Origin of the sequence: Amycolatopsis sp. NPDC026612, from assembly GCF_040638285.1 — a bacterium.
In the GTDB taxonomy this organism is placed as follows: Bacteria; Actinomycetota; Actinomycetes; order Mycobacteriales; family Pseudonocardiaceae; genus Amycolatopsis.
The window spans coordinates 123,345-144,904 of sequence record NZ_JBEZYB010000015.1; the positions used below are offsets into that span (position 1 = coordinate 123,345).

Genomic DNA, 21,560 nt, shown 5'->3' on the forward strand with positions numbered 1-21,560 from the left:
TCGCGGCACCGGTACTGCCCAACCCCCACCTCACCGCGGGCGACGGCGGCCCCGCCCCGGATTTCTCCGTCGCCTGCCTGCGCTTCGCCGGCGGGGCGTGCTGACCGTGGCGGACGTGTGGGACTTCGGCTCGGCGATCACCCTCGCCCGAGGACGCAGCGAGGTGCCCGAGCCATACCCGTTGATCAAACCGGCCGACCACCCCTACAACGGCAAGTACAGCAAAATGGACTTCGCCCGAGGCGTCGCGGATCTCGCCCGGCACGCGGAGGACCCGGCCGCCGGCCACCTGCCCGTCGACCAAGCCCTGCACGTCCTGGAGCTGACCCTCGCCACCGCCGCGGCGTGCGACGGCGCCGTCGTCAAGCCCGGGACCACGTTCGCGCCGGTCCGGCCGATGCCCTGGGCCCGGTGAGGGGTGGTCCGGCCGGATCAGGGTGCGGTCGGCCGGGGTTCGGGTTGAAGGCGGGGTGGAAGCTTTCCGGCGGGGCGAGGTACGTGGCCGGCGGCCCGCCGGTGTCGATGACGATCTGGTCGACGGCGTTCGCCGGGTCGACCACCCACAGCTTGAGGACGTGCTCGCCCGGCCGGTCCACGGTGATGGTCGTGGTCAGCTTCTCGATGCCCTCGACCACGTTGCGCGACCACGCGGCGGTGGCGGACGTGACCCCGGTGCCCTTGAGCAGGATCGGGGTGCCGGAATCGAGGCCGATGGCGAGCCGGCGGCTGCCGCGTTCGTCCAGCGAGGGCAGCCGGAAGACCGTGACCGGGAAGGTGCCGGCCGTGGCGAAGCGGACGTTGTACTGGAGCTCGGGCGCCACGGTGCGGCTGTCGCCGTCGAGGCGCGCCGCGGTGAACGGCGCACCGATGACGGCGGCGCCGGACCGGCCGAGGCCGGGAACGGTCTGCCAGGTCGCCCCGGACCGCGGCACCAGCCGGTCGTAGTGCTCGGCTTCGATCGACACGTAGCCGTTGGCCTCGACGAAACCGGTCGCCGTGGCCCGTCCCCGCTCCCCGTCGTTGACGACCTGCAGCGGCACGGTCACCGTCGTACCCGCGCCGGTGACGCGCACCTGGGGGCCGCTGGTGCCGAGCGGGGCCGCGGCCCAGTCGACGCTGACCCAGATCCGCGCCTGGTCTGGGGTGGTCCCGCTCCTGGTGCTGACCTGCACCCAGGGGTGGCTGGGGGTCGCCTGCCAGGTCAACGAGGCGAACCCGGTGTTGAAGACGTCGATGAACCGCCGGTTCCGGGGGTACGAAGAGAACGTCAAGGGCCGGGCGACGCCGGTTTCGTTGCCCTCGGCGGCCACGCCGAGCCCCACGGCACTCGTCGGCGTCCGCCTCGTCACGGCGGGCACTCGCGGCGCCTTGGGGACGTTGGCCGGGTAGGGGTTGATGATCTCCTTCCACTTGCCGCCGGCGATCGCGGTGTTGTAGCGGCGGGTCAGCGCCTCCTCGTCGGCCTGGGCCCGTTCGGCGAGGTCGGCGAAGACGTTCACCCCGGCGCCGCGGCCCTGCTTGACGGCGAGCGCGTTGCGGTCGGCGCACACGAACTTCAGGTTCATCAGGTACGCACCGGTCAGCGGGTACAGCAGCAGCTCGAAGAAAGCGTCCTGATAGGACGACGGCAGCTGCCGGCCCACCGCCTCGGCGCGGTCGATCAGGCTCCGGTACGCCGTCATCCGCCGATCCGCCTCGTCGCCGTGGTGGACGAGGGAGAAGACCCCGCTCTGGATGAACTCGGGGCGCAGCGCCGCGGCCAGCTCGTAGTAGCCCTGCCGGATCTCCGCGATCTCCCGGGCGTACGCCGCGCCGAACTGGCGACCGGCCCAGTCGGCCAGCCGGGGCTGCACGTCCTCCGCGCGCCACCGGTCGATGTCCCAGGCGAGCGCCATCGCGAACGACAGCCCGGTCTCCTGCGACTTCAGGTCGCCCACGTTGACGATCCAGGTGTGGCGGACCCCGTTGTCGTACGCCCGGCGCAGCTCCTGCCAGATCTTGGCGGGCGCCGTGGTGTCCAGCCACAGGTAGCTCTTCGGCGCTCCCCAGTAGGAGAGGTGGTAGTACAGGCCGTTGCCGCCGGAGCGCTGCCGCTCGGCCGCCGTCGGCAGCTGCCGCATGTTCCCGTGGTTGTCGTCCGGCCAGATCAGCGTCACGTCTTCGGGCACCCGCACCCCGGCGTTGTAGAGGTCGAGCACCTCCTTGTACGGGATGAAGATCTGCGGCACGGCGCCGGCTGCCGGGCCGACCTCTTCCGCCAGGATCCGGCGCTGCTGGGTGATGATGTCGTTCATCACCGCGACCCGCTCGGCCGTGGTCTTGGCGTTCTTGGTGACCAGGCCGGAATCGTGGATGCCGCGCATGCCGACGGTCCAGACGCTTTCGTACCGGGCGTTGGCTTTCGCCCGGGCCCGCCAGTAGTCGAGGATGGTCTGCGGGTTGACCGTGTAGTCGTACTCCGGGAGGCTGCCGTCCGGGTTGCGGTGCGCCTCCGCCCACGGCTGCCACTCGTGCACGTTGTTGCGCAGCAACGCCTCCGGGTGGCTGGACCCGACGACGACGCCGTACTCCTGGGCCAGGCGGGCGTTCTCGGGGTACTTGTTGAAGTGGTCCGACTCGGGGTGCATGGCCGGCCACAGGTAGTTCGCCTTGAGCCGCAGCATCAGCTCGAAGACCCGGGTGTACGTGACCGGCCCGATGTGCTTGCCGGACTCCGCCGTCCGGTACGCCCACTGCGACAGGTTGTCCTCGTCGTTGAGGAAGATCCCGCGGTACCGGATCGCCGGCTCGCGCCGCTTCTCCGTGGCCGGCGGCAGGGTCACCGTGTCCCGGTGCGGCACCGGCACGTCGGCCCACCAGAACCACGGGGAAACGCCGATGCGCTCGGACAGGTCGTAGACGCCGTAGACGGTGCCGCGCCGGTCGCTGCCGGCGATCACCAGCGCGCGGTCGACCCCGGCGATCGGCCCGTCGACGACCTGGGTCACCGAGGCCTCCCAGCGCCCGGCGACCTCGGACACGTCGAGTCGGCCCGACGCGACGAGCTTGTCGATGACCGGGCTGTGGCCGATCGTGCCGATCAGCACCGCCGTGCGGGACAGCCCGGTGGGGCGGTTCGTCAGGACGGGCAGCACCCCGCTGACCCGCTGGATGTCCGCCTGCAGGTCACCGGCCACGCGGCGGACGGCCACGTCGTCACCCGCGTCCACGAACACGTCGGCGGCGACACCCCCGGCAACCAGGGGAAAGCCGTCGCTCGCAGCGGCGGCCGGCTCGGCGGCGAGCACGGCGGCGGCCGGGGTCAGCGGCAGCGCCCCCACGGCGGCCAGCCCCCGCAGGAACGACCGGCGGGATGGCACGAACGCGTCGTCATCCGGATGCCCCGGCGGCTTGGCGATCACGGGACTGTCCCCTTCCACGAGGTGGCTCGGCGGCGCACGGCTCCTGGAATGGAACCGCACAACGGGGAACGTCGCAAGACCTTCGCGCCCGGTTTCTGTGAACGTTCACAGCGTCGGCTTCGAATTAGTCGAAACGGTGTCGGCCGGCCATCCTGAAAGCGCTCTCCGGGTCGAGCTGAGAGCCGACCCCGGCGTAAAAACAACAACACCGCAAACACCGCCATCAATGCTGTCCACAACAAGCAACAAAGAAGAGCCAGAATCCGGACCAGACAGCACGCCGTCGGGTCATGAGGGGCGGAGCTGGCGAAGGGTATAGCCGCGGCCCGCGGGGTCCAGTGCCCTCGTCGCCTGTTTGAACAGGTACTCGGCCCGTTCGTAGGACAACCGGCTCCGGCCCGTGTCCGGGCACAGATCCTCGGTCGCGGGCATCCGGGCCGGCCCGGGCCGGCGGTCGGCCAGGAACAGGGGGCCGCGGGTGCGTCCCGCCAGCAGTTCGGGCAGCAGCCGGGCCGTGGCGGAACGCCAGCTCACCCAGGTGCCGCTTGCCCGGGCGCGACGGTCTTCCAGGTCGAGGTCCTCGACATCGAGCGACAGCACGACGCGCACCTGGGCCGCCGACTCGTGGAGCAGGCGCCACAGGGTCTGTTCGCGCACCGGTGCGCCGAGGTTCCACAGGCGTTCGAGGTGCTCGGTGCCGATGGCCGGAATCCGTTGGCGTGTCTCGGCCCGCCGCGGCAGCCCGGCCGCCAGATCCGCCAGCGACCCCCAGGCGGTGAACGTCCGGATCGCCGATCGGTGCCGGTTCCAGGTTTTCGCCGCGGCGTCGCTCCACGACAGCTCGAACACGCGCGTGACGTCCTGGGCCGTCAACGACTCCAGCGGCCGTCGGTCGCCCAAGGACAGGCGCAGGCGCCGCAGTGTCTGTCCGTAGGAGCGCAGGGTCGCGGTGTCGAGGTCTCCTCGCGCCAGAAAGTCCGTGGCGGCCTGCGCGAGGGTCACGACGGAGGTGTCCGTCTCCAGTTCGCCGGCCCGGCGGAGGAGAAAGGCGCGTTCGGCCGCGTTCTTCGTCATCGCCGCCGCCCGGCCGAACTCGACGCGCGCCTCGGCTTGGCGTCCCAGCCGGGCGAGCAGGTCGCCCCGCACGCTGGGCAGCAGGTGGTAGTCCCGCAGCGTGCGGTCGGTCGTCAGCTCGTCGACCAGCGCGAGCCCGGCTTCCGGTCCGTGCGCCTCGCCGACCGCGACGGCCCGGTTGAGCCGGACGATCGGCGTGGGCAGCAGCCGGACCAGCGCGTCGTACAGCGTCGCGATCTGGGCCCAGTCGGTGTCCTCCGCCGTGCGGGCCTGGGTGTGGCACACCGCGATCGCGGCCTGCAGCACATACGGGCCGGGTGGCCCGCCGATGTCCCGCGCCCGCAGCATGGCCGTGAACCCGCGGCGGATCAGCAGCGGGTCCCAGCGCCCCCGGTTCTGCTCGTGCAACCGGACCGGCTCCCCCGAGGGTCCGGTCCGCGCGGCCGACCGTGCCGCCTGGATCTCCATCAGCGCGACCAGCCCGTGCACCTCGGCTTCGTCCGGCGCCAGCTCGGCCAGCAGCCGGCCGAGCCGCAACGCCTCCTGGCACAGACCCGGCCGCATCAGATCGTCCCCGGAGGTCGCCGCGTAGCCCTCGTTGAAGATCAGGTACACGACCTCGAGCACCGACGACAGCCGCCCGGCCAGGGACTCGCCGACCGGCAGCTCGAACGGGACTCCTTCCCGCGCCAGCGCCTCCTTGGCCGCGGCGACGCGCTGGGTGATCACCGGTTCGGAGGTGAGGAACGCCCGCGCGATCTCGGCGGCGGTGAGCCCGCCGACGAGCCGCAGCGTGAGCGAGACCCGCTGCGGCGTCGGCAACACCGGGTGGCAGGACAGGAACATCAGCCTCAGGACGTCTTCGTGCTCGACGTCCTGAGGCTGGTCGAGCTCGCGGGCCAGGTCCTCGTGCCGGCGCTCGAGCCGCGCCGCCCGCCGCAGGTGGTCGATCGCGCGTCGCTTGGCCGTGGTCGTCAGCCAGGCACCCGGGTTGTCCGGCAGCCCGGACTCCGGCCACTGCTCCAGCGCGGCGACGAGGGCGTCCTGGGCCAGCTCCTCGGCCAGCCCGACGTCGCGCACGATCCGCGTGAGACCGCCGATGATGGCCGCCGATTCGAGCTTCCAGACCGCGTCGACCGTGCGGCGGACGTCGATCACGGCCCGAAGACCTGCTGGATGGTGCTCTCGCCGTCCCCCACCACCTTGCGGAAGCGGCGGGCCAGCTCGATCGCCTCTTCCTCGGAGCGCACCTCGACCAGCGCGAAGCCGGCCACCGCCTCCTTGGCCTCGGTGAACGGTCCGTCGGTCACCGTGATCTCGTCACCGGCGGAGGCGATCCGGATGCCCTTGGGGTCCAGCCCGCCGGTGGCCAGCAGCACCCCGGCCGCGGTCATCTCCTCGATGAACTTGCCCATTTCGGCGTAGAGCTTCTCGTCGGGGGTCTGGTCGGTGGCCTTGGTCGTCATCAGGTAGCGCATCGGCTTGCCTCTCGTCTCTTCCGTGGCGTTCGCCTGTCACCCCGACGTCGAACACCTTAAGCGACAGGGAACGCCCTGATTCCCTGTCACATCGGCCGGGCGACGTCGGGACAAGACCGGATTTCGGGAAAGGACCGACATGACCACCACGACCCAGCGCCCCACCACCACCGCCCGGCTGACCTGCCTGGCCGTCGCGGCACCACTGTGGGCCACCGTCTCCCTGGCGCAGGCCGCCCTCCGCGACGGCTTCGACCTGACCCGCCACCCGCTCAGCATGCTCAGCACCGGCTCGCTCGGCTGGCTGCAGATCGCCAACTTCGTCGTCGCCGGCGTGCTGACCATCATCGGCTCGACCGGCCTGCGCCCGGCCCTGACCAGCACTTGGGCGCCGCGGCTCGTGCTGGTCAACGGGGTCGGGATGCTCGCGGCCGGCCTCCTCCCGATGGACCCGGCCGACGGCTTCCCCACCGGGACACCGGCCGGGATACCGCAGACGATGTCGTGGCACTCCTACGGGCACATGGCCGCCGGCAGCATCGCCTTCATCTCGCTCATCGCCGCCTGCTACGTCCTCGGCCGCCACTTCGCCCGCAGCGGCAACCACCGTGACGCCGTGGTTTCCCACGTCGCCGGAAGCGCGTTGCTCGTCGGCGACGTCTGGGCGATGACCGGTGGCGCGGCCGGTTCGCTGACCCTCGCCGTCGGTGCCATCACCGCGATGCTCTGGGTCGCCGTCGTCGCCGCCCGCCTCCGCTGAACCGCGCCAACACGGCTCACCGAGGTGCCGGGACGGCGGACCTCCGCCGTCCCGAAACCATGCTGACGACACCGGCGACAGCGGCGAGGAGCAGCGCGGCGGCCATGACGACGGTACCGGCCACGGTGCCGACGTGGGGTGAGACCAGGTTGGGTGTCAGCTGGCCGGCCAGGGTTCCGACGCCGGCGATCCAGAAGGCGATGAGCACGGCGAAGATCGGGTGCCACCACCAGCGGGACGTGGCCAGCATCAGCAACCCGGCCCCGGCGATGAACAGGATGCCGGGCGGGAACGGGATCCCGAACGACTGCTGGGCCGCCGAGAACCTGGCCGGATCGGCGGCCCACTGGACGAGCAGTCCGGCGATGCCGCCGAGCAGCCCGGCGAACGAAACGAGGGTGCTGCGGCTGAACCGGCGAAAACGGGACATGGTGTGCTCCTTCACGAACGGGATCCGGGGGTCCGGCGGGAAACGACGACCGCGGCCACCGCGAAGCCCGCGGCCGCGGCGAAACCGAGCAGCTGCAGCCACGCGGAGGCGAAGTCCAGCGCCCGGCCCGGCGTGGTCAGCCGGCGCACGAACTCCGGCGACGCGAGTCCGCCGAAGACGAACAACGCGCTCATGAGGACCACGAGCAGCGGGGTGAACCGCCACGGCACCAGGGCGACCAGCACCGCGAACGCGGGGTAGACGAACGGTCCGGGGCCGTCGTAGCCGGTGGCTTCGTCGGCGATCGCGGCCAGGACCAGTGCCACGCAGGTGGCGATCAGGAACGTCCGGTGCCGGCCGGTGGCCCGCACGATCGCGGTCCGGGCCGGGCGCCCCCGTCGCGGGGCCGGCAGCGGGTTTGCGCGCGTTGTCACGGGATGTCCTCCTCCGGGGATGGCCGAAGCGGGCGTCGCCTCGGTGTCTCCAGCGTGGGGGCCCGGACCCGGTGACCACATCGGACGGAAAGCGGCGTTGCCGCCGGACGGGCTACGTCAGCTGACGTAGCCGGGTGTCGCTTCGAAGCCGACGACAGGCGGCCGGCCGGTCGCCATGCTGGCGGGCATGGCTTTCGGCGTGCGGATCCCCCGGCCGGACGTCGTGTCCGCCGGGCTGTTCGCGGCCGCCGTGGTCGCCGGCACGGTGGCCGTCCCATCGTCGGCGACCGCCCCGTCCAGCCCGCTGGACGCGCTCGGCGTGACGCTCCTGGTCGCGGCCGCGGTGGTGACGATGGGCTTGCGCCGCTGCCTGCCGCCGGTGGCGTTGGCCGGTGCCGTGGTACTGGTCAACGGCTATCTGCTGGCCGGCTATCCGTACGGGCCGGTGCTGCTGTGCCTGGTGCTCGCGGTGTTCGAAACCGCGCGGCAGCGGACGCCGCTGCGCTCGGCGGCGGTGTGCGCGCCGGCCGCCGTGCTGTCGTCGGCGACCATCCTCGTCCGGGTGCTCAGCGACCGGCACGATCCCGGCCTGCTGGCGCTGGCCTGGTCCAGCTGGATCGTGCTGCCGTGGTCGCTGGGCGCGCTGGTCCACGTGCGGGACGCGGCCCGGCGGCGGGCCCGCCACGACCTCATCGCGCGCACGGCACTCGAGGAACGGATCCGGCTGGCCGGGGAGCTGCACGACATCGCCGGGCACGGGTTCGCCTTGATCACCATGCAGGCCGGGCTGGCGTTGCTCGCCTTCGACGAGCAACCGGACCAGGCCCGCCGCTCGCTGGAAGCCGTCCGCGACACCAGCGCGGGCGCGTTGGCCGACCTGCGCGGGATGCTGGCGGCGTTCCACCCGCACGAATGCGGCCTGAGCGGGCTCGCCGCGCTGGTCGACCGGGTCCGGACCGGCGGTCTCCCGGTGGACGTCGCCGTCGAGGGGCCCGTTCCCGGGCCGCTGGCCGCCACCGTCTACCGCGTGGTGCAGGAAAGCCTGACCAACGTGCTGGTCCACGCCGGGCCCACGACCGCCCGCGTGACCGTCGGCCGGCGCGGCGGCGAACTGCTCGTCGAAGTGACCGACCGGGGCCGGGGGACGCCGTCGACGGTGGCGCCGGCCGGGCGGGGCCTGACCGGCATGCGCCGCCGGATCGAAGAACTGCGCGGCCACCTGGAGACCGGTCCCCGCGACGGCGGCGGGTTCCGGGTCGCGGCCCGGATTCCCCTGCCGGAGGCGGACTCGTGATCCGGGTGCTGCTCGCCGACGACCACCAGCTGGTCCGGATGGGCCTGCGAGCCCTGATCGACCGGGAAGACGACATGCGGGTCGTCGGTGAGGCGGACAACGGCACGCAAGCCTTGACCCGGCTACGGCGCGACCGGCCGGACGTCCTGCTGCTCGACATCCGGATGCCCGGCATGGACGGCCTCGAACTGCTGCGCCACGTCGCGGCCGACCCGGCGCTGCACGCGGTGCGGATCGTCGTCGTCACCACTTTCGAAATCGACCGCTACGTCTTCGAAGCGCTCGGCGCCGGCGCCGCCGGGTTCATCCTCAAGGACACCGCGCCCGCCGAGCTGGCCCGCGCCGTCCGCGCCGCCGCCGTCGGCAACGCGCTGCTTTCGCCGTCGGTGACCAGGCTGCTGGTGACCACCTTCGCCGAGCGGTGGTCCGCGCCGACCACCGTCGACGGCCTCGACACCCTCACCGGCCGGGAACGCGAGATCGCCGCCTGGGTCGCCACCGGCCGGTCCAACGACGAGATCGCGGACGCGCTCTTCCTTTCCCCCGCAACGGTTCGCACCCACGTGGCCCGGGCGATGACCAAGCTCAACGCCCGCACCCGTGCCCAGCTCGTCGTCCTCGCCGTCCGGGCCGGGCTCGCCGTGCGGTCGTGACGGCCCGCAGCCGGGCCGGGGACCGCTGACCAGGGTGTTCCAGGAATTCCGCAAGGGTGCCACACGACCGCCTCCGCATCCTGGTGACCGCGGCAACCGCCGCTCGATGGATGCGGAGGAACACATGGTCAAGAAGGTCATCACGGCGCTCGGCGTGGCGACGGCGGCCCTGGGGTGCCTGACCCCGGCGGCCTCGGCACAGACCCAGGCGGCACCGGACTGCCAGTACGGCAGCAGCTACGGAGTCGTCGTGCAACCGACGGCCGCGATCACCGCCGTGGTCGGCGGCGGCCGGGTCGGCACCGTCGAGGTCTGCCGGGACAGCAGCTACAACTACTGGGGGTTCGCGATCTACGACAGCCCGATGTCGGCCAGTGAGTACGGGCAGGTCTACCTCAACCGCTTCCGTGACGGAGCGCTGACCGAAACCATCACCTGTGACGACCCGGGCGGCAACAAGCGCATCGCTCCGGGGCAGACGCGGTGCTGGACGCCGAAGCTGACCGGCCTGAGCGGACGCTGGACGTTCCAGGCGTACTCGGAGGCGTACAGCAGCCACACCGGCGCGCTGCTCGCCACCGGCCACACCGGCATCATCCGCTGACCGGACCGCCCGGCCCGTTCCCCGGGCCGGGCGGCTCAGCCGGCCACCGCGGAGCGCGCCGCCCGGATCCGGCCATGGATCACCGCGGCGTCGGCGTTCAGGCCCCGGTCCGCGTAGATCGCGGCGGCTTCCCGCCAGCAGGCGACGGCTTCGGCCACCTGCCCCAGCCGGTGCAGCGAGGTGGCCAGGACCGCCAGCGGCACGGCGAGCGTCTGGTCCTGGCTGCCGAGTGACCGGCGGCCGAGGGCGATCGCCCGCCGGCAGTGCACGATGGCCCGGTCGTGCTCGCCGATCCCCTGCCAGCCCCTGGCCAGCACGGCCAGCGCGCACGCCTCGCCCTCGACGTCGCCGATCCGGCGGCGCAGCCGCGCGCTGCGCTCGCCGTGCTCGATCACCTGCCGGTGGTTCCCGAGATCGGCGTGGACGGCCCCGATGATCCCCTCCAGAATGGCTTCCCACCGGCCCGTGTCGACGCCGCGGCTGAGCACCAGGGCTTCCTCGAGGTGCCGCAGCGCCTCGGTGTGCCGTCCTTGGCTGCCCATCAGCTGGCCCAGGTCGTTGAGGCCGGAAATCCGGATGTGCGGGATACCGGCCTTCCCGGCCAGTTCCACGGCGCGCACCAGGTCGGCTTCCGCCTCGGGTCGCTTGAGCAGGTTCAAGGCCTCGCCGCGGGCCAGCAGGACGTTCGCCTCGTGCGCGCGGTCACCGGACCGGCGGGCCGCGACCAGCCCGGCGCCCGCCGTCTCGATCCGTTCCTCCCACGCGCCCAGCAGGATGAGGAAGCCGAAGGCGTCCACCAGGTGCACCGCGTGCGCGTCCATCCCGTCGGCGACGGCCTGGTGCAGGGCCGCCACCAGGTTGGCCCGCTCGGCGGTGAACCAGGCCCAGGCCTGGTCGCGGTCGGCCAGGGCGTGCGGGTGCGCGGGTGCGGCGAGCCCGGCCACCAGCCGGGTGCTGGCCGGGTAGAGCCGCCGGTCGGCGATGTGCGCGGTGTGGCTGTACCAGGTGAGCAGGCCGTCGAGGGCCGAGCGCCGGTCGGCGGGGCTGTCTTGCTCGCCCGCCCGCTCGGCCGCGTAGGCCCGCAGGAGGTCGTGGAACCGGTAGCGGCCGCCGGCGACGGGCTCGATGAGGTGCGCCTCGGCCAGGGCCCTGAGCAGCACCTGCGCCTCGCGCGGCGAACATCCCCCGAGCGCCGCGGCGGCAGGCGGGGAGACGTCCGGGCCGGGGTGCAGGCCGAGGCGGCGGAACAGCAGCTGCTGCGGCGGTGGCAGGCGGTCGTAGGACCAGCTCAGCACCGTGCGGACCGCCGCTCGGGGGTCGCGTCCCCAGCTCAGGGCGTCGAGCCGGGAGTGGTCGTCGGCGAGTTCGGCGACGATGCCGGCGACGGAGACGTGCTGGTGGGCCGCCGCCCGCCCGGCGGCGATCCGCAGGGCCAGCGGCAGCCGCGCGCACAGCGCGATCAGCTCGGCCACGGCTTCCGGCTCGGCGGCGGCCCGCACGGAGCCGATGATGCCGGTGACCAGCCGCAGCGCCTCCGGCTCGGTGAGCAGGTCGACGGTCAGCCGGTGCGCGGCCTCGGTGACCACGAGCCCGGTGAGGCTGTCCCGGCTGGTGGTCAGCACCATGGAGCCCGGCGTCCCGGGCAGGAGCGGCCGCACCTGGTCGTCGCTGTTCGCGTTGTCCAGCACGAGGAGCACCCGGCGTCCGGCCAGCAGGCTGCGGAACAGCCCCTCCCGGGCACCGGGCCCGGCCGGCAGGGCCGCGGCCGGCACGCCGAGGGCGACCAGGAAGTCGTCGAGGACCTCCTCGGCGCTCGCCGGGCGGCCCGGGCCGTAGCCGCGCAGGTTCGTGTAGAGCGTGCCGTCGGGGAACCGGTGCTGGACGCGGTGGGCCCAGTGCACAGCGAGGGTGGTCTTGCCGATGCCGCCGGAGCCGTCCAGCGCGGAAATCACGACGGCGCGCCCGCCGTCGCCGCCGTCGGCGGGCGGGAGCAGGGCATCCAGGGTGGCCAGGTGGTCCGCCCGGCCGGTGAAGTCCCGGATCGACGGCGGCAGCTGCCGCGGCACCGGCGCGGCCGGAACCGGCTCGGGCTCGGGCTCGGGCGGGACGGCGGCCAGGATCCGCCGGTGCAGGTCCGTCAGCGGGGCGGCCGGGTCGATGCCCAGTTCGCCGGCCAGCCGGACGCGCACCGCCTGGTAGTGGTCGAGGGCGTCCGCCGTCCGCCCGGACTGGTGCAGGGCCGCCATGTACTGGCGGGCGATCCGCTCGTCGTAGGGGTGCGCGGCGGCCAGGACGGCGAGCTCGGCCACCAGCCGCGTGCCCTGGCCGAGCCGGAGCCGGGTCTCCACCAGCTCCAGCTGGGTGGCGAGGCGTTCCCGTTCCAGCCGCTCGCGTTCCGCCTCGACCCAGTCCCCGGTCGGGCCGGTCAGCGCCCGGCCCCGCCACAACGCCAGTGCTTCGCCCAACCGGGCGGCGACCCGCTCGTCGTCGGTGTCGGCCTCGGCCTGCGCACGCAAGTCCTCGAAGCGGTACAGGTCGACGGCGGCCGGCGTGGTGTCCGCCGTCAGCGCGTACCCGCCCGGGCGCCGGACGATGGCGACGCCGTCGAGGGGACCGAGCGCCCGCCGCAGCCGCGACACGTAGCTGTGCACCGTCTCGTGCCCGCGTCTCGGCGCGGCGCCGCCCCACACCCGTTCGACGAGCCGCTCGATCGGCACCGCCCGGCCGTGCTCCACCCCCAGTGCGGCGAGCACGCACAGCTGCTTGGGGTGGCCCAAGTCGACCGGGGCGCCGTCGACGCAGGCGCCCACCTCCCCCAGCAACCGCAGCACCGCGCCACCCTCCCCGAACCGGCACCGAGGTCCAGAATACGGTCACCGGCCGGTGGCACGCCGTGTGCGCCCGTCCCGTGCACGGCGATCACCGCATGGCGGTGTTTCGGAGCGGCGTGGAAACAGCGGGCGCTTGACGCCGAGGACGGCTCAAGGCCGCTCCCCACGAGATCCGTGGTGGTCCACCAGGGCCCGCAGGACTGATTCGACGGTCCTGGCCGGGTGGTCGATGACGGTCTCCAGGGTGGGGCCGGTGACGGTGAACTCGCCCTGACGAGCCGCGGCGAACATCCCGAAGGCGAACTCCGCAGCCTGGGGCGGCAGCCCGCCGGCGATCAATCCTGCCTTCCATTCCTCGTCGTCGGCCACGGTGCGGGTGATGGTGCGGCCGGTCAGCTTGCTGAGGATGTCGGCAACGTCGGCGAAGTCCAGGGCGCTGGGCGCGGTCAGAGGCGGCGTGATCCCCGTCAGCGTCCCGTCGGCCAGCGCGATCGCGGCGGCCTCGGCGAGGTCCTCGTGCGCGGTCCAGGAGACCGGTCCGTCCTGCGGCACGGCGAGATCGCCCGTGGTCAGGGCCGAGCCGATGTGGTGGGCCAGCGTGGAGGTGTAGAAGCCGTTGCGCAGGGCCGTGAAGGGCACGCCGGTCTGCTTGAGGTGCTCCTCGGTGGCGGCGTGGACGGTCTGGGGCGGGAAGAGTGAGATGGGCGAGGCGGCCTGATGGCTGGTGTAGACGATGTGGTGGGCGCCCGCCCGCTGGGCGGCGTCTATCGCTGCGCAGTTCGCGACCAGGGCGCCGCCGCCCCGGATCGCCGCGGAGACGACCAGGACGCGATCGGCCCCTTCGAAGGCGTGCTGCAGACTCGCCGGGTCGGTGAAGTCGCCGGCCCGCACCCGCACCCCGCGCGCGGCCAGCGCGGAGGCCTTGCCCGGGTCCCGCACACTGACGCCGACCTTCTCGGCCGGCACCCGCTCCAGCAGGCGGTCGACGACCAGCGACCCGAGCCGCCCCGTGGCCCCCGTGACGATCAGCATGTGCGCTCCTACCTTCCAACGATGTTTCCGATGATTACATATTCAGCGTAACACTGGAAGTATCGGTGGATGCACCTCTGGGGTCGACATGCGGAGCGAGCAGCCGCGGTGCCTTTCGGTCAGCTGTTATCGTTGTTATCAACTTGAGGGCGTTGCACCGCGGACGGACGCCGCCACGCGGGCTGCGGCGAGCGCCGAAGCGAGGTTCCCGAGCCCGTCCTCGCCCAGCGGGGCTTTGAAAAACGCTTCGAGTTCCCCGTCGAAGACCCGGCTCGCGGACTTCATCAGTGCCTCGCCGTCCGGAGTGAGTCCGACCACCGACGAGCGCCGGTCGGCGGGGTTCGGCTTGCGGACGCAGTGCCCCAGCTTCTCCAGGCGATCGACGGCCTGACTGGTGCCGCCGACGGTGATCTCGAGGGCGGCGGCAATGTCCTGGACCCGGCAGTCCGGCGTCGCGGCGATGATCAGCATCAGGTTCAAGTTGCCGAGCGGGACACCACAGTCCTTGCGCAAGCGCGCGTCCACGGTGTTCCACAGGACGGTCTCGAAGCGCACCAGGTCGTCGAACACTTTGCGCAGGTCCATCGCGGCCACCACTTTCCTCGTCCGCCGCCTCCCGGACGGCCGGTCGTGGCTACCTTAGCAGTAACCAGGTTAGCCGAAAGATGCTTGACTCTAATTAGATTAGTACTAATCTAATACCGTGACCCAGCAGCAGCGCGACCTCGCCCACCAGCTCCTCCGCGACTCCCCGCTCGACTTGGGCGGCGACGTCCACGTCCAGCGGCCACTCCTGGAGCAGCTGCTCACCGCCCACCAGCCACCCGCGGACGTGCTGACCGAGCGAGTCACCCTCGGCGGCGTCCCGGCTGTCGCCATCGACATCGCCGACGTCGAGAGCGAAGGCGTCCTCCTCTTCTTCCACGGCGGCGTCTTCGCCCTCGGGTCCGCGAACGGCTCGGTCGGCCTCGTCGCCGACCTCGCACGCAGGACCCGCATGCGCGCGGTGACCGCCGACTACCGCCTCGCCCCCGAACACCCGTTCCCGGCGGCGATCGAGGACGCCGTCGCCATTTACCGCGCCCTCGTCGACCAGGAGGGCGGCCCGGAGCGCATCGTCATCGGCGGCGAATCCGCCGGAGCCAACCTCGCCGTCGCCACCCTCCTCGCAGCCGGGGCCGCCGGTCTGCCGCAGCCGGCGGCCGGCCTGCTGATGTCCCCTTGGTCCGACCTGACGGTCACCGGTGACAGCTTGCTGACGAAGGCCGACGCGGATCCGAAGCTCACCGCTGCGGGTCTGCGTATCCGAGCCCTCGAATACGCCGCCGGTGCCGACCCGAAGAACCCGCTGATCAGCCCGATCTTCGCCGACCTCACCGGCCTGCCGCCGCTGCTCGTCCAGGTCGGCTCGCACGAGGTCCTCCTCGACGACGCCATCCGCCTGGCCGCACGCGCCGCCTCCGACGACGTCGCCGTCACCCTGGACGTCACCCCTGGCGTCCCGCACGTGTTCCAGGCCTTCGCCGCCTTCCTCGAAGAAGGCGACACGGCGCTCACCCGTGCGGCGGAGTTCCTGCGAGCACAGGTGGCCGCATGACGCCGCCGTCCAGCGAATGTCGCCGGACCGGGGCCTCCGCATCGACGGCCGATCAGGAAGGGGTCCTGCCCCGCTGCCGATCGAACAGCAGACGACGGAGCTGGACGACTCGTTGCGCGTGATCGCGCTCGAGGTCGCCGACGACCTCGCCGAGCTGGCGAGGGTGCGAGCCTGGGCCGACCGGTTGCTGCAGGACCTACAGAAGACCAGCAGATCGACGCACTCATGGTGGTCGACGAGCTGACGTCGAACGCCCTCCGGCACGGCAAGCCACCCCGTCAGGTTCGCCTGCTGCGCAAACGCGACTGGCTCTCCAGGAGCGTGTGCGCCTCCGCATCGGGCAGCCCGGCGATCTCCAGTTCCGGCAGGCCGCGCAGTTCCCGCCCCCGCCCGCCCCAGCAGTCCTGCGGTCTCTCCGTGTCCGGAATTCCGACCCCGATGATCCACCGTTGCCCGCATTCGTCGCGGCTGATGCGCCGACCGGCGCCTGCCGGCCGTATCGAAAAACGTGGCGCAAATCCGTATCGGGCAGAAATTGCTCCGGAATCGGCTCATCCGTACGACCGGCTGCGCGCCGCCGGGTGAGTAACATGCCCGGCGCCGGTGTGGACCAGGGAAGGGACGACCATGACACGTGACTCCCAGACCCGGGCGCGGATCGAGGAACACTGGACTGCCTCCGAACTCGGTGACGCCGGCACCGAGCACGCGATCTACACGGCCGACGCGATCTTGGACTACCCGCAGTCCGGGGAGCGCTTCCGAGGCCGCTCGACGATCCGGGAGCAACGCGGGGGTCACCCGGCGGAGCGCCATTTCACGCTCGTCCGCATCCAGGGCAGTAACGACTTCTGGATCAGCGAGTGTGTGATCACCTACGACGGCGCACCCACCAACACGGTGAGCATCATGGAGTTCGCCGACGGATTCGTGCGGCACGAGACGCAGTATTTCGCCGAACCGTTCCCGGCGTCACCGTCGCGAGCTTCACTGGCCGAGCCGATCCCGGGCCGGTAGCGGTGTGGTGCGACCACCTCACCTTCGGCGGCAGATTTGGTTGATCGTCTGCCGTCGAGCGAGGCCGAGACGCTGAGCGAACTCATCGTCATCGCACCCGCCGAACGGCGATCCCGGCCACCCCTCCTGCCGGCGCCGACAGGCCAAGTGCGCCCGTGTCCGGGCTGACGCACGCTGGGCGGCCACCTCGAAGGATCGAGGGTGGCCGCCCAGCTGCGGGTCACCCCTCGGCCGACAGCTGGAACTCGACGCCGCCGAGATCCTCGTCACCGCTGGACTGCGAGACGCGGACGACGAAGTCGGCGCCCGCCGCCGCGTCCGTCGCCGTGAACGTCACCGCCGTCTCCAAGCGCTCCTTCGGCTGGATCAACAGGCCCTGCAAGGCCGCCTGCTGCCCGCCCGTGATCTCGACCTGCGTCTCCCCCACCTGACGCACGCCGACGCCCTTCTGGCCGCTCTGGCGCCAACGCTCGGCCAGCACCTTGCCGAGGTCGATGACCACCTTGCCGGGGCCGCCCGCGAACGGCTTGCCGGGCTGGGTGAAGAGCAGGTCGGTCGGGGTGGCCCGGTCGGCGGCCGGGTTGCCGAGCGTGAACGGGTGGGTCACCGGCGTGCCGGGCTTCAGCTTGACCGTGTCCACGTTGCGCCACGCGATGTTGTTGTTGTTCCGCGTGTTGACCAGCGTGTTCGAGCCGGTCAGCTCGGGGTAGGTCATCGGGTCGGTCGCCGAGATCCACCGCGCGAGCAGGCAGAAGTGGCCCGGTCCGGGCACCGCGGTCCACGGGATCGCCACCTGGGTGGCGCCCGCCGGCACGGTCACCGTGGCCGAGGAGCCGATCGAGGTCCAGTCCGTCGGCCACAGCGCCGCCCCGCCCTGCGCCGTGTAGGAGACCTCGACGTGGCCGGTCGACGCGCCGGACCCGCCCGGGCCCGGATTGTTCAGCGTCACGACCACGTAGTTCGTCGCGCCGATGACCGGGTTGGTCCCCGTGCACGGTGGCAGCGTCGCGCACACCTTGATGTCCGGGCTCGCCCAGATGGGGTTCAGGCCGTGCGGTGCGACGCCGGTGTCGGCCGGCGTGTCCTTGATGAAGACGTCGGTCTTGCGGCAGTTCTTGAGCGCGTCGAGGATCGCCGCGCCCGCACCCGTGCCGTTGGCCGGCGTCGCCGCGTACGTGCCGCCGGTGGTGGTGGCGTAGTCCTGCATGATCGCCGAGATGCCGGGCAGCGTGTTCGTCTGGACGTAGACCGCCGAGACCTTGATGCCCTTGTTAGCCGCCTGCACCGCCCGCAGATGGGCGTTGGCCTGATCGGCCGCGGTGAAGGTGTCGTCGAAGCCGCCCGGGTGGGCGTCGGTCACCAGGATGACCATCTTCGTGGCGTTGGTGCGCCAGGTCCCGGAGAAGTTGCCGGTCTGCGGGCGCCCGGTGGCGGGCAGGTTGTTGACGACGGTGTTGACCGCCTCGTCGGATGCTTCGGGCTCACCGCCGCCGCCCGCCGCGGTCAGCGCGTTGAGCTGCGGGGTGACCGTGGCCAGGTTGAGCGGCGCGAGGTCGGTCCGGACCGTCACGTCGTCCTTGAACGTGACGAGGCCGAGCTGGTAGTCGTTGCCGGAGTTGGCCTGCACGGCCGCGGCGATGTTGCCCAGCTCGTTCTTGATGTTGGTCAGCGCCGGGCCCATGCTGCCGGTGTCGTCGACGGCGAACGCGACGTCGAGCGGCCCGCACGGCGACGTGGGCGGTGGCGCGGCGGCCGGGGCCGCCGCCGCGGGGACCACGGGCAGGAACGCGGCCGCGGCGGCGAACGCGAGCGCGGCGGTGAACGGTCTGCGGCGCCGGGGCCGCGATCTGGTGCTCATCCGGTTTTCCCTCACACGAGTCGGAACAGGAACTCCGACCGAGCGTCACCGCGAACGGTTGTGAACCGGTTGTCGATGCCCCCGCGGATCGGCTGGTTGGCTGTTTTCGCCTTCCTTCGCGCTGGTTACGCTCGCTGAGCGGTGGTGCCGCGCGGGAAGGAGCGGGGGTGTCCCAACCCGGGGAGCTGCGTGTGCTGGGGCCGGTCGAAGCGGTCGGCCCGGCCGGGCCCGCGACCTTGCACGGGACGCGGCAGCGGGTCGTGCTCGGCGTGCTGGCGCTGCACGCGGGCACTGTGCTGCCGATACCGCGGCTGGTCGACGTCCTGTGGGGCGAAGACCCGCCACGCACCGCGGTCAAGACTCTGCACAGCCACGTCGCGCGGTTGCGCCAGGCGCTGGAGGGCTGCGGGTTCTCGGGCGTCCTGGTCACCCGCGAACCGGGCTACCTGCTGACCGTTCCGCCGGTGGCGGTCGACGCGCACCGCTTCGAGCAGCAGGTCCGCGCGGGCGCGGCCGACCTCGCGGGCGGCGCCGTCGAGCGGGCGGCCACCACCCTGCGCGCAGCGGTCAGGCTCTGGCGCGGGGATGCCTTCGCCGACGCGGAACCAGCAGGCTGGGGCCGGCGCGAGGTCGACCGGCTGCATGAACTGCGGCTGGGCGCGATGGAAGACCTCTGGGACGCCGAACTGCGGCTGGGCCACCACGAACAGGCCGTCCACGAGCTGCCCCGGCTGCTCGCCGACGCCCCGGCCCGGGAACGGCTGACCGGGCTGCACATGCTCGCGCTTTACCGCTGCGGGCGGCACACCGAAGCGCTCGATGTCTTCCTGCGGCTGCGGCGGCGGCTCGCCGAGGAGCTCGGCGTCGACCCCGGCCCCGAGCTGCTGGCCCGGCACACGGCGATCCTGCGGCGGGAGCCCGCCCTGGATCTTCGTCCGGCCGCGACCGGGCCTTCGCAGCTGCCCGCGGGCGTCGGGCACTTCACCGGACGCGAAGCCGAGCTCGCGGCGCTCGACGCCGTGCTCGACGAGCCCGAACGGCCGGTGGTGGTGCTCTCGGGCGCGGCGGGCATGGGCAAGACCGCGCTGGCGCTGCACTGGGCGCACCGGGTCGCCGCCCGCTTTCCCGACGGACGGCTGTTCCTCGATCTGCGCGGCGAGGACCCGGCCGAGCCGCTGCCGGGCGCCCGGGCGCTGACGCACCTGCTGCGCGGTCTCGACGTGCCCGACGAGAACATCCCGGGTGACCAGGCCGGGCGCGCCGCGCTGTACCGGTCGCTGCTGCACGGGCGCCGGTGCCTGGTCGTGGTGGACAACGTCGCCGGTCTCGAGGACGTGCTGCCGCTGATCCCGGGCACCGGCCCGGCCCTGCTGGTCGTCACCAGCCGGCAGCACCTCGCCGCGCTGGGCACCCGCCACGCCGTGCGCCCGATCGCCCTGGACGCCTTCGGGCACGCCGACTCCGTCGCGTTGCTGGACCGGGTGCTCGGCGCCGAGCGGGTGCGGCGCGAGCGGGGCCCCGCCGCACGGGTGGCGCGGCTGTGCGGCGGGATGCCGCTGGCGCTGCGCATCGCGGCCGCCCGTCTGCTGGGCGCGCCGAAGCGGTCGATCGCCGAGCTCGCGGCCGAGCTGGCCGGGGCCGGGCGGCTGGACACCCTGGCCGTGGAAGGGGATTCCCGCACGGTCCGGGCGGTGCTCGCCACCGCCTACCGCCCGCTGGCCGCCGCGCAGGCCCGGTTCTTCCGCCGGGTCGCCCTCGGCCCGGGGGCCACGTTCAGCGCCGCGCTCGGTGCCGCGCTCTGCGAGGTGCCGGGCGCCGACGGCGACCGCACCGCGGCCGGGCTCGCCGCCGCGCACCTCGTCACGGCCGCCGGCGAGGGCCGGTTCAGGTTCCACGACCTGATCCGCGAGTTCGCCCGGCAGTGCGCGCGGGCCGACGAGCCTCCGGCCGCCCGCGCGGAGATCGCCGACCGGCTCGTCGACTGGTACCTGGTGGCCGCGGCGGCGGCGAACCGGGCCCTCGACCCGAACCGCGACCTCGTCACGCCGTCACCGCGGTTCGCCTCGCCCGAGGTGCTCCTCGGCGCCGACCGGCACGCCGCGCTGACCTTCCTCACCGCCGAGCGCGACAACCTGCTGCCCGTCGTGCGGTTCGCCCGCGAGCACGGCCGAGCCGAGGCCGCGTGGCAGCTGACGTACCTGCTGACCAGCTTTTACGACACGGCCGGGCACTGGCACACCCGCGTCGAGCTGTGCCGCGAGGGCGCCGCCGCCGCGACCGGGCTCGGCGACCCGCTGGCCGAGGCGGAGATGCTGCGGGCGCTGGGCGTCGCGTACTTCATGACCCGACGGCTGGCGGAAGCGCTGGAGACCAACGCGGCCGCGTTGCAGACGGCTCAGGCCGCCGGGGACGTCCAGGGCGAAGGGCACATCCACAACAACACCGCCAATGCCTACGCCGAGCTGCGCCGCTTCGACGAAGCCATCGCCGCGCACCGGCTGGCGGTGGCCCGCAACGCCGCGGCCGGCAACGACCTCGGGCACGCGCTGTCCCAGCGCAACCTCGGCCACACCTACGTCCGGATGGGCCGGCCCCAGGAGAGCCTGGCACCGCTGACGGCGGCGCTGACGACGTTCCGCGCCCTGGGCAACGCACGGCTGGAAGCCGCCACGCTCGACACGCTCGGCGAGGCGCACCTGGAGCGCGGGGACCACCGCGCGGCGCTGGCGCACCTCGGTGAGGCGCTCGCGGTCAGCCGGGTGCTCGGCGACCGCTGGCTGGAGTGGGAGTCGCTGCTCGACACCGGCCGGGTCCACCTGGGCCGGTGCGACTTCGCCACCGCTTCGGACCACTTCGGGCAGGCCCTCGACCTCAGCCGCGACGTCGGCGACCGGCACGGCGAGGCGGCCGCGCTGGAGCACCTCGGCCGGGCGCGGCTCGGGGCGGGCGACCTGGCCGCCGCGCGCGAGCACCTGGAACGCGGGTTGGCCGTGCGGGCCACCGTGCCCGACGGCTACGAGCAGGCGCACCTGCACCGCGACCTCGGTGACCTCGAGGCGCGGCTCGGCCGGCCCGCCGACGCGGCCCGGCCCGGGGC

At 72.9% G+C, this 21,560-nt stretch carries 18 protein-coding genes; 9 read left to right on the forward strand and 9 right to left on the reverse strand.

Going from position 1 to position 21,560, the window contains the following annotated elements; all coding sequences use genetic code 11:
* The first annotated feature begins 97 nt into the window (after positions 1–97).
* Positions 98–415: a hypothetical protein gene (locus AB0F15_RS16995; RefSeq protein WP_360270862.1), complete on the forward strand. Its 318-nt coding sequence runs from the start codon at positions 98–100 to the stop codon at positions 413–415.
* Here AB0F15_RS16995 and AB0F15_RS17000 read toward each other — a convergent pair.
* The 3 genes from AB0F15_RS17000 to AB0F15_RS17010 all read right to left on the reverse strand — a co-directional run bounded on the left by AB0F15_RS17000 (position 363) and on the right by AB0F15_RS17010 (position 5,953).
* The gene (locus tag AB0F15_RS17000) at positions 363–3,401 is read right to left on the reverse strand and encodes a glycosyl hydrolase 115 family protein (RefSeq protein ID WP_360270864.1); all 3,039 of its coding nucleotides are present in this window, start codon (positions 3,399–3,401) and stop codon (positions 363–365) included. The genes AB0F15_RS16995 and AB0F15_RS17000 overlap by 53 nt on opposite strands.
* Before the next feature lie 288 nt (positions 3,402–3,689).
* Positions 3,690–5,633, reverse strand: coding sequence for a sigma-70 family RNA polymerase sigma factor (locus AB0F15_RS17005; protein WP_360270866.1), 1,944 nt, complete (start codon positions 5,631–5,633; stop codon positions 3,690–3,692).
* On the reverse strand, positions 5,630–5,953 hold the full coding sequence (locus tag AB0F15_RS17010) for a YciI family protein (protein ID WP_360270868.1): 324 nt from the start codon (positions 5,951–5,953) through the stop codon (positions 5,630–5,632). Before AB0F15_RS17010 ends, AB0F15_RS17005 begins: the two co-directional genes overlap by 4 nt.
* A 139-nt stretch (positions 5,954–6,092) precedes the next feature.
* Between AB0F15_RS17010 and AB0F15_RS17015 the strand changes: the two genes are divergently transcribed.
* Entirely contained in the window at positions 6,093–6,713 is a 621-nt protein-coding gene (locus AB0F15_RS17015; RefSeq protein WP_360270870.1) for a DUF998 domain-containing protein, read from the forward strand.
* 16 nt (positions 6,714–6,729) lie between these two features.
* Here AB0F15_RS17015 and AB0F15_RS17020 read toward each other — a convergent pair whose 3' ends face one another.
* Positions 6,730–7,143, reverse strand: a complete 414-nt coding sequence (locus tag AB0F15_RS17020; RefSeq protein ID WP_360270872.1) for a hypothetical protein — start codon at positions 7,141–7,143, stop codon at positions 6,730–6,732.
* A gap of 11 nt (positions 7,144–7,154) precedes the next feature.
* On the reverse strand, positions 7,155–7,577 hold the full coding sequence (locus AB0F15_RS17025) for a hypothetical protein (protein WP_360270874.1): 423 nt from the start codon (positions 7,575–7,577) through the stop codon (positions 7,155–7,157).
* Between the two features lie 187 nt (positions 7,578–7,764).
* Here AB0F15_RS17025 and AB0F15_RS17030 point away from each other — a divergent pair, with 187 nt between their 5' ends.
* The 3 genes from AB0F15_RS17030 to AB0F15_RS17040 all read left to right on the forward strand — a co-directional run bounded on the left by AB0F15_RS17030 (position 7,765) and on the right by AB0F15_RS17040 (position 10,128).
* The gene (locus tag AB0F15_RS17030) at positions 7,765–8,871 is read left to right on the forward strand and encodes a sensor histidine kinase (protein ID WP_360270876.1); all 1,107 of its coding nucleotides are present in this window, start codon (positions 7,765–7,767) and stop codon (positions 8,869–8,871) included.
* Entirely contained in the window at positions 8,868–9,524 is a 657-nt protein-coding gene (locus AB0F15_RS17035) for a response regulator transcription factor (protein ID WP_360270878.1), read from the forward strand. Before AB0F15_RS17030 ends, AB0F15_RS17035 begins: the two co-directional genes overlap by 4 nt.
* Positions 9,525–9,648: 124 nt before the next feature.
* Positions 9,649–10,128 (forward strand): hypothetical protein, encoded by a 480-nt coding sequence (locus AB0F15_RS17040; protein ID WP_360270880.1) that lies wholly within the window; start codon positions 9,649–9,651, stop codon positions 10,126–10,128.
* Between the two features lie 35 nt (positions 10,129–10,163).
* On the opposite strand, the gene AB0F15_RS17045 is transcribed toward AB0F15_RS17040, so the two are convergent.
* The 3 genes from AB0F15_RS17045 to AB0F15_RS17055 all read right to left on the reverse strand — a co-directional run bounded on the left by AB0F15_RS17045 (position 10,164) and on the right by AB0F15_RS17055 (position 14,576).
* The gene (locus AB0F15_RS17045) at positions 10,164–12,959 is read right to left on the reverse strand and encodes a BTAD domain-containing putative transcriptional regulator (protein WP_360270882.1); all 2,796 of its coding nucleotides are present in this window, start codon (positions 12,957–12,959) and stop codon (positions 10,164–10,166) included.
* Between the two features lie 150 nt (positions 12,960–13,109).
* A complete protein-coding gene (locus AB0F15_RS17050; protein WP_360270883.1) occupies positions 13,110–13,991 on the reverse strand; it encodes an NAD(P)H-binding protein in 882 nt (293 codons plus the stop codon).
* 138 nt (positions 13,992–14,129) lie between these two features.
* The gene (locus AB0F15_RS17055) at positions 14,130–14,576 is read right to left on the reverse strand and encodes a MarR family winged helix-turn-helix transcriptional regulator (RefSeq protein ID WP_360270900.1); all 447 of its coding nucleotides are present in this window, start codon (positions 14,574–14,576) and stop codon (positions 14,130–14,132) included.
* Between the two features lie 118 nt (positions 14,577–14,694).
* On the opposite strand from AB0F15_RS17055, the gene AB0F15_RS17060 reads away from it, so the two are divergent.
* The 3 genes from AB0F15_RS17060 to AB0F15_RS17070 all read left to right on the forward strand — a co-directional run bounded on the left by AB0F15_RS17060 (position 14,695) and on the right by AB0F15_RS17070 (position 16,605).
* Positions 14,695–15,588, forward strand: a complete 894-nt coding sequence (locus AB0F15_RS17060; RefSeq protein WP_360270885.1) for an alpha/beta hydrolase — start codon at positions 14,695–14,697, stop codon at positions 15,586–15,588.
* A 16-nt stretch (positions 15,589–15,604) separates the two neighbouring features.
* Positions 15,605–15,832: a hypothetical protein gene (locus tag AB0F15_RS17065; protein ID WP_360270887.1), complete on the forward strand. Its 228-nt coding sequence runs from the start codon at positions 15,605–15,607 to the stop codon at positions 15,830–15,832.
* Positions 15,833–16,215: 383 nt separating this feature from the next.
* A complete protein-coding gene (locus AB0F15_RS17070; RefSeq protein ID WP_360270888.1) occupies positions 16,216–16,605 on the forward strand; it encodes a nuclear transport factor 2 family protein in 390 nt (129 codons plus the stop codon).
* A gap of 220 nt (positions 16,606–16,825) precedes the next feature.
* Here AB0F15_RS17070 and AB0F15_RS17075 read toward each other — a convergent pair whose 3' ends face one another.
* Positions 16,826–18,463 (reverse strand): vWA domain-containing protein, encoded by a 1,638-nt coding sequence (locus AB0F15_RS17075; RefSeq protein WP_360270890.1) that lies wholly within the window; start codon positions 18,461–18,463, stop codon positions 16,826–16,828.
* 191 nt (positions 18,464–18,654) lie between these two features.
* Between AB0F15_RS17075 and AB0F15_RS17080 the strand changes: the two genes are divergently transcribed.
* A partial coding sequence (locus tag AB0F15_RS17080) for a BTAD domain-containing putative transcriptional regulator (protein WP_360270901.1) occupies positions 18,655–21,560 on the forward strand: 2,906 nt, incomplete at its 3' end.

Bases quoted from the DNA above. Each gene is read 5' to 3' on its own strand.
- AB0F15_RS17010 (WP_360270868.1), bottom strand. From the start codon at position 5,953: ATGCGCTACCTGATGACGACCAAGGCCACCGACCAGACCCCCGACGAG.
- AB0F15_RS17015 (WP_360270870.1), top strand. From the start codon at position 6,093: ATGACCACCACGACCCAGCGCCCCACCACCACCGCCCGGCTGACCTGC.
- AB0F15_RS17020 (WP_360270872.1), bottom strand. From the start codon at position 7,143: ATGTCCCGTTTTCGCCGGTTCAGCCGCAGCACCCTCGTTTCGTTCGCC.
- AB0F15_RS17030 (WP_360270876.1), top strand. From the start codon at position 7,765: ATGGCTTTCGGCGTGCGGATCCCCCGGCCGGACGTCGTGTCCGCCGGG.
- AB0F15_RS17040 (WP_360270880.1), top strand. From the start codon at position 9,649: ATGGTCAAGAAGGTCATCACGGCGCTCGGCGTGGCGACGGCGGCCCTG.
- AB0F15_RS17050 (WP_360270883.1), bottom strand. From the start codon at position 13,991: ATGCTGATCGTCACGGGGGCCACGGGGCGGCTCGGGTCGCTGGTCGTC.
- AB0F15_RS17055 (WP_360270900.1), bottom strand. From the start codon at position 14,576: ATGGACCTGCGCAAAGTGTTCGACGACCTGGTGCGCTTCGAGACCGTC.
- AB0F15_RS17065 (WP_360270887.1), top strand. From the start codon at position 15,605: ATGTCGCCGGACCGGGGCCTCCGCATCGACGGCCGATCAGGAAGGGGT.
- AB0F15_RS17070 (WP_360270888.1), top strand. From the start codon at position 16,216: ATGACACGTGACTCCCAGACCCGGGCGCGGATCGAGGAACACTGGACT.
- AB0F15_RS17075 (WP_360270890.1), bottom strand. From the start codon at position 18,463: ATGAGCACCAGATCGCGGCCCCGGCGCCGCAGACCGTTCACCGCCGCG.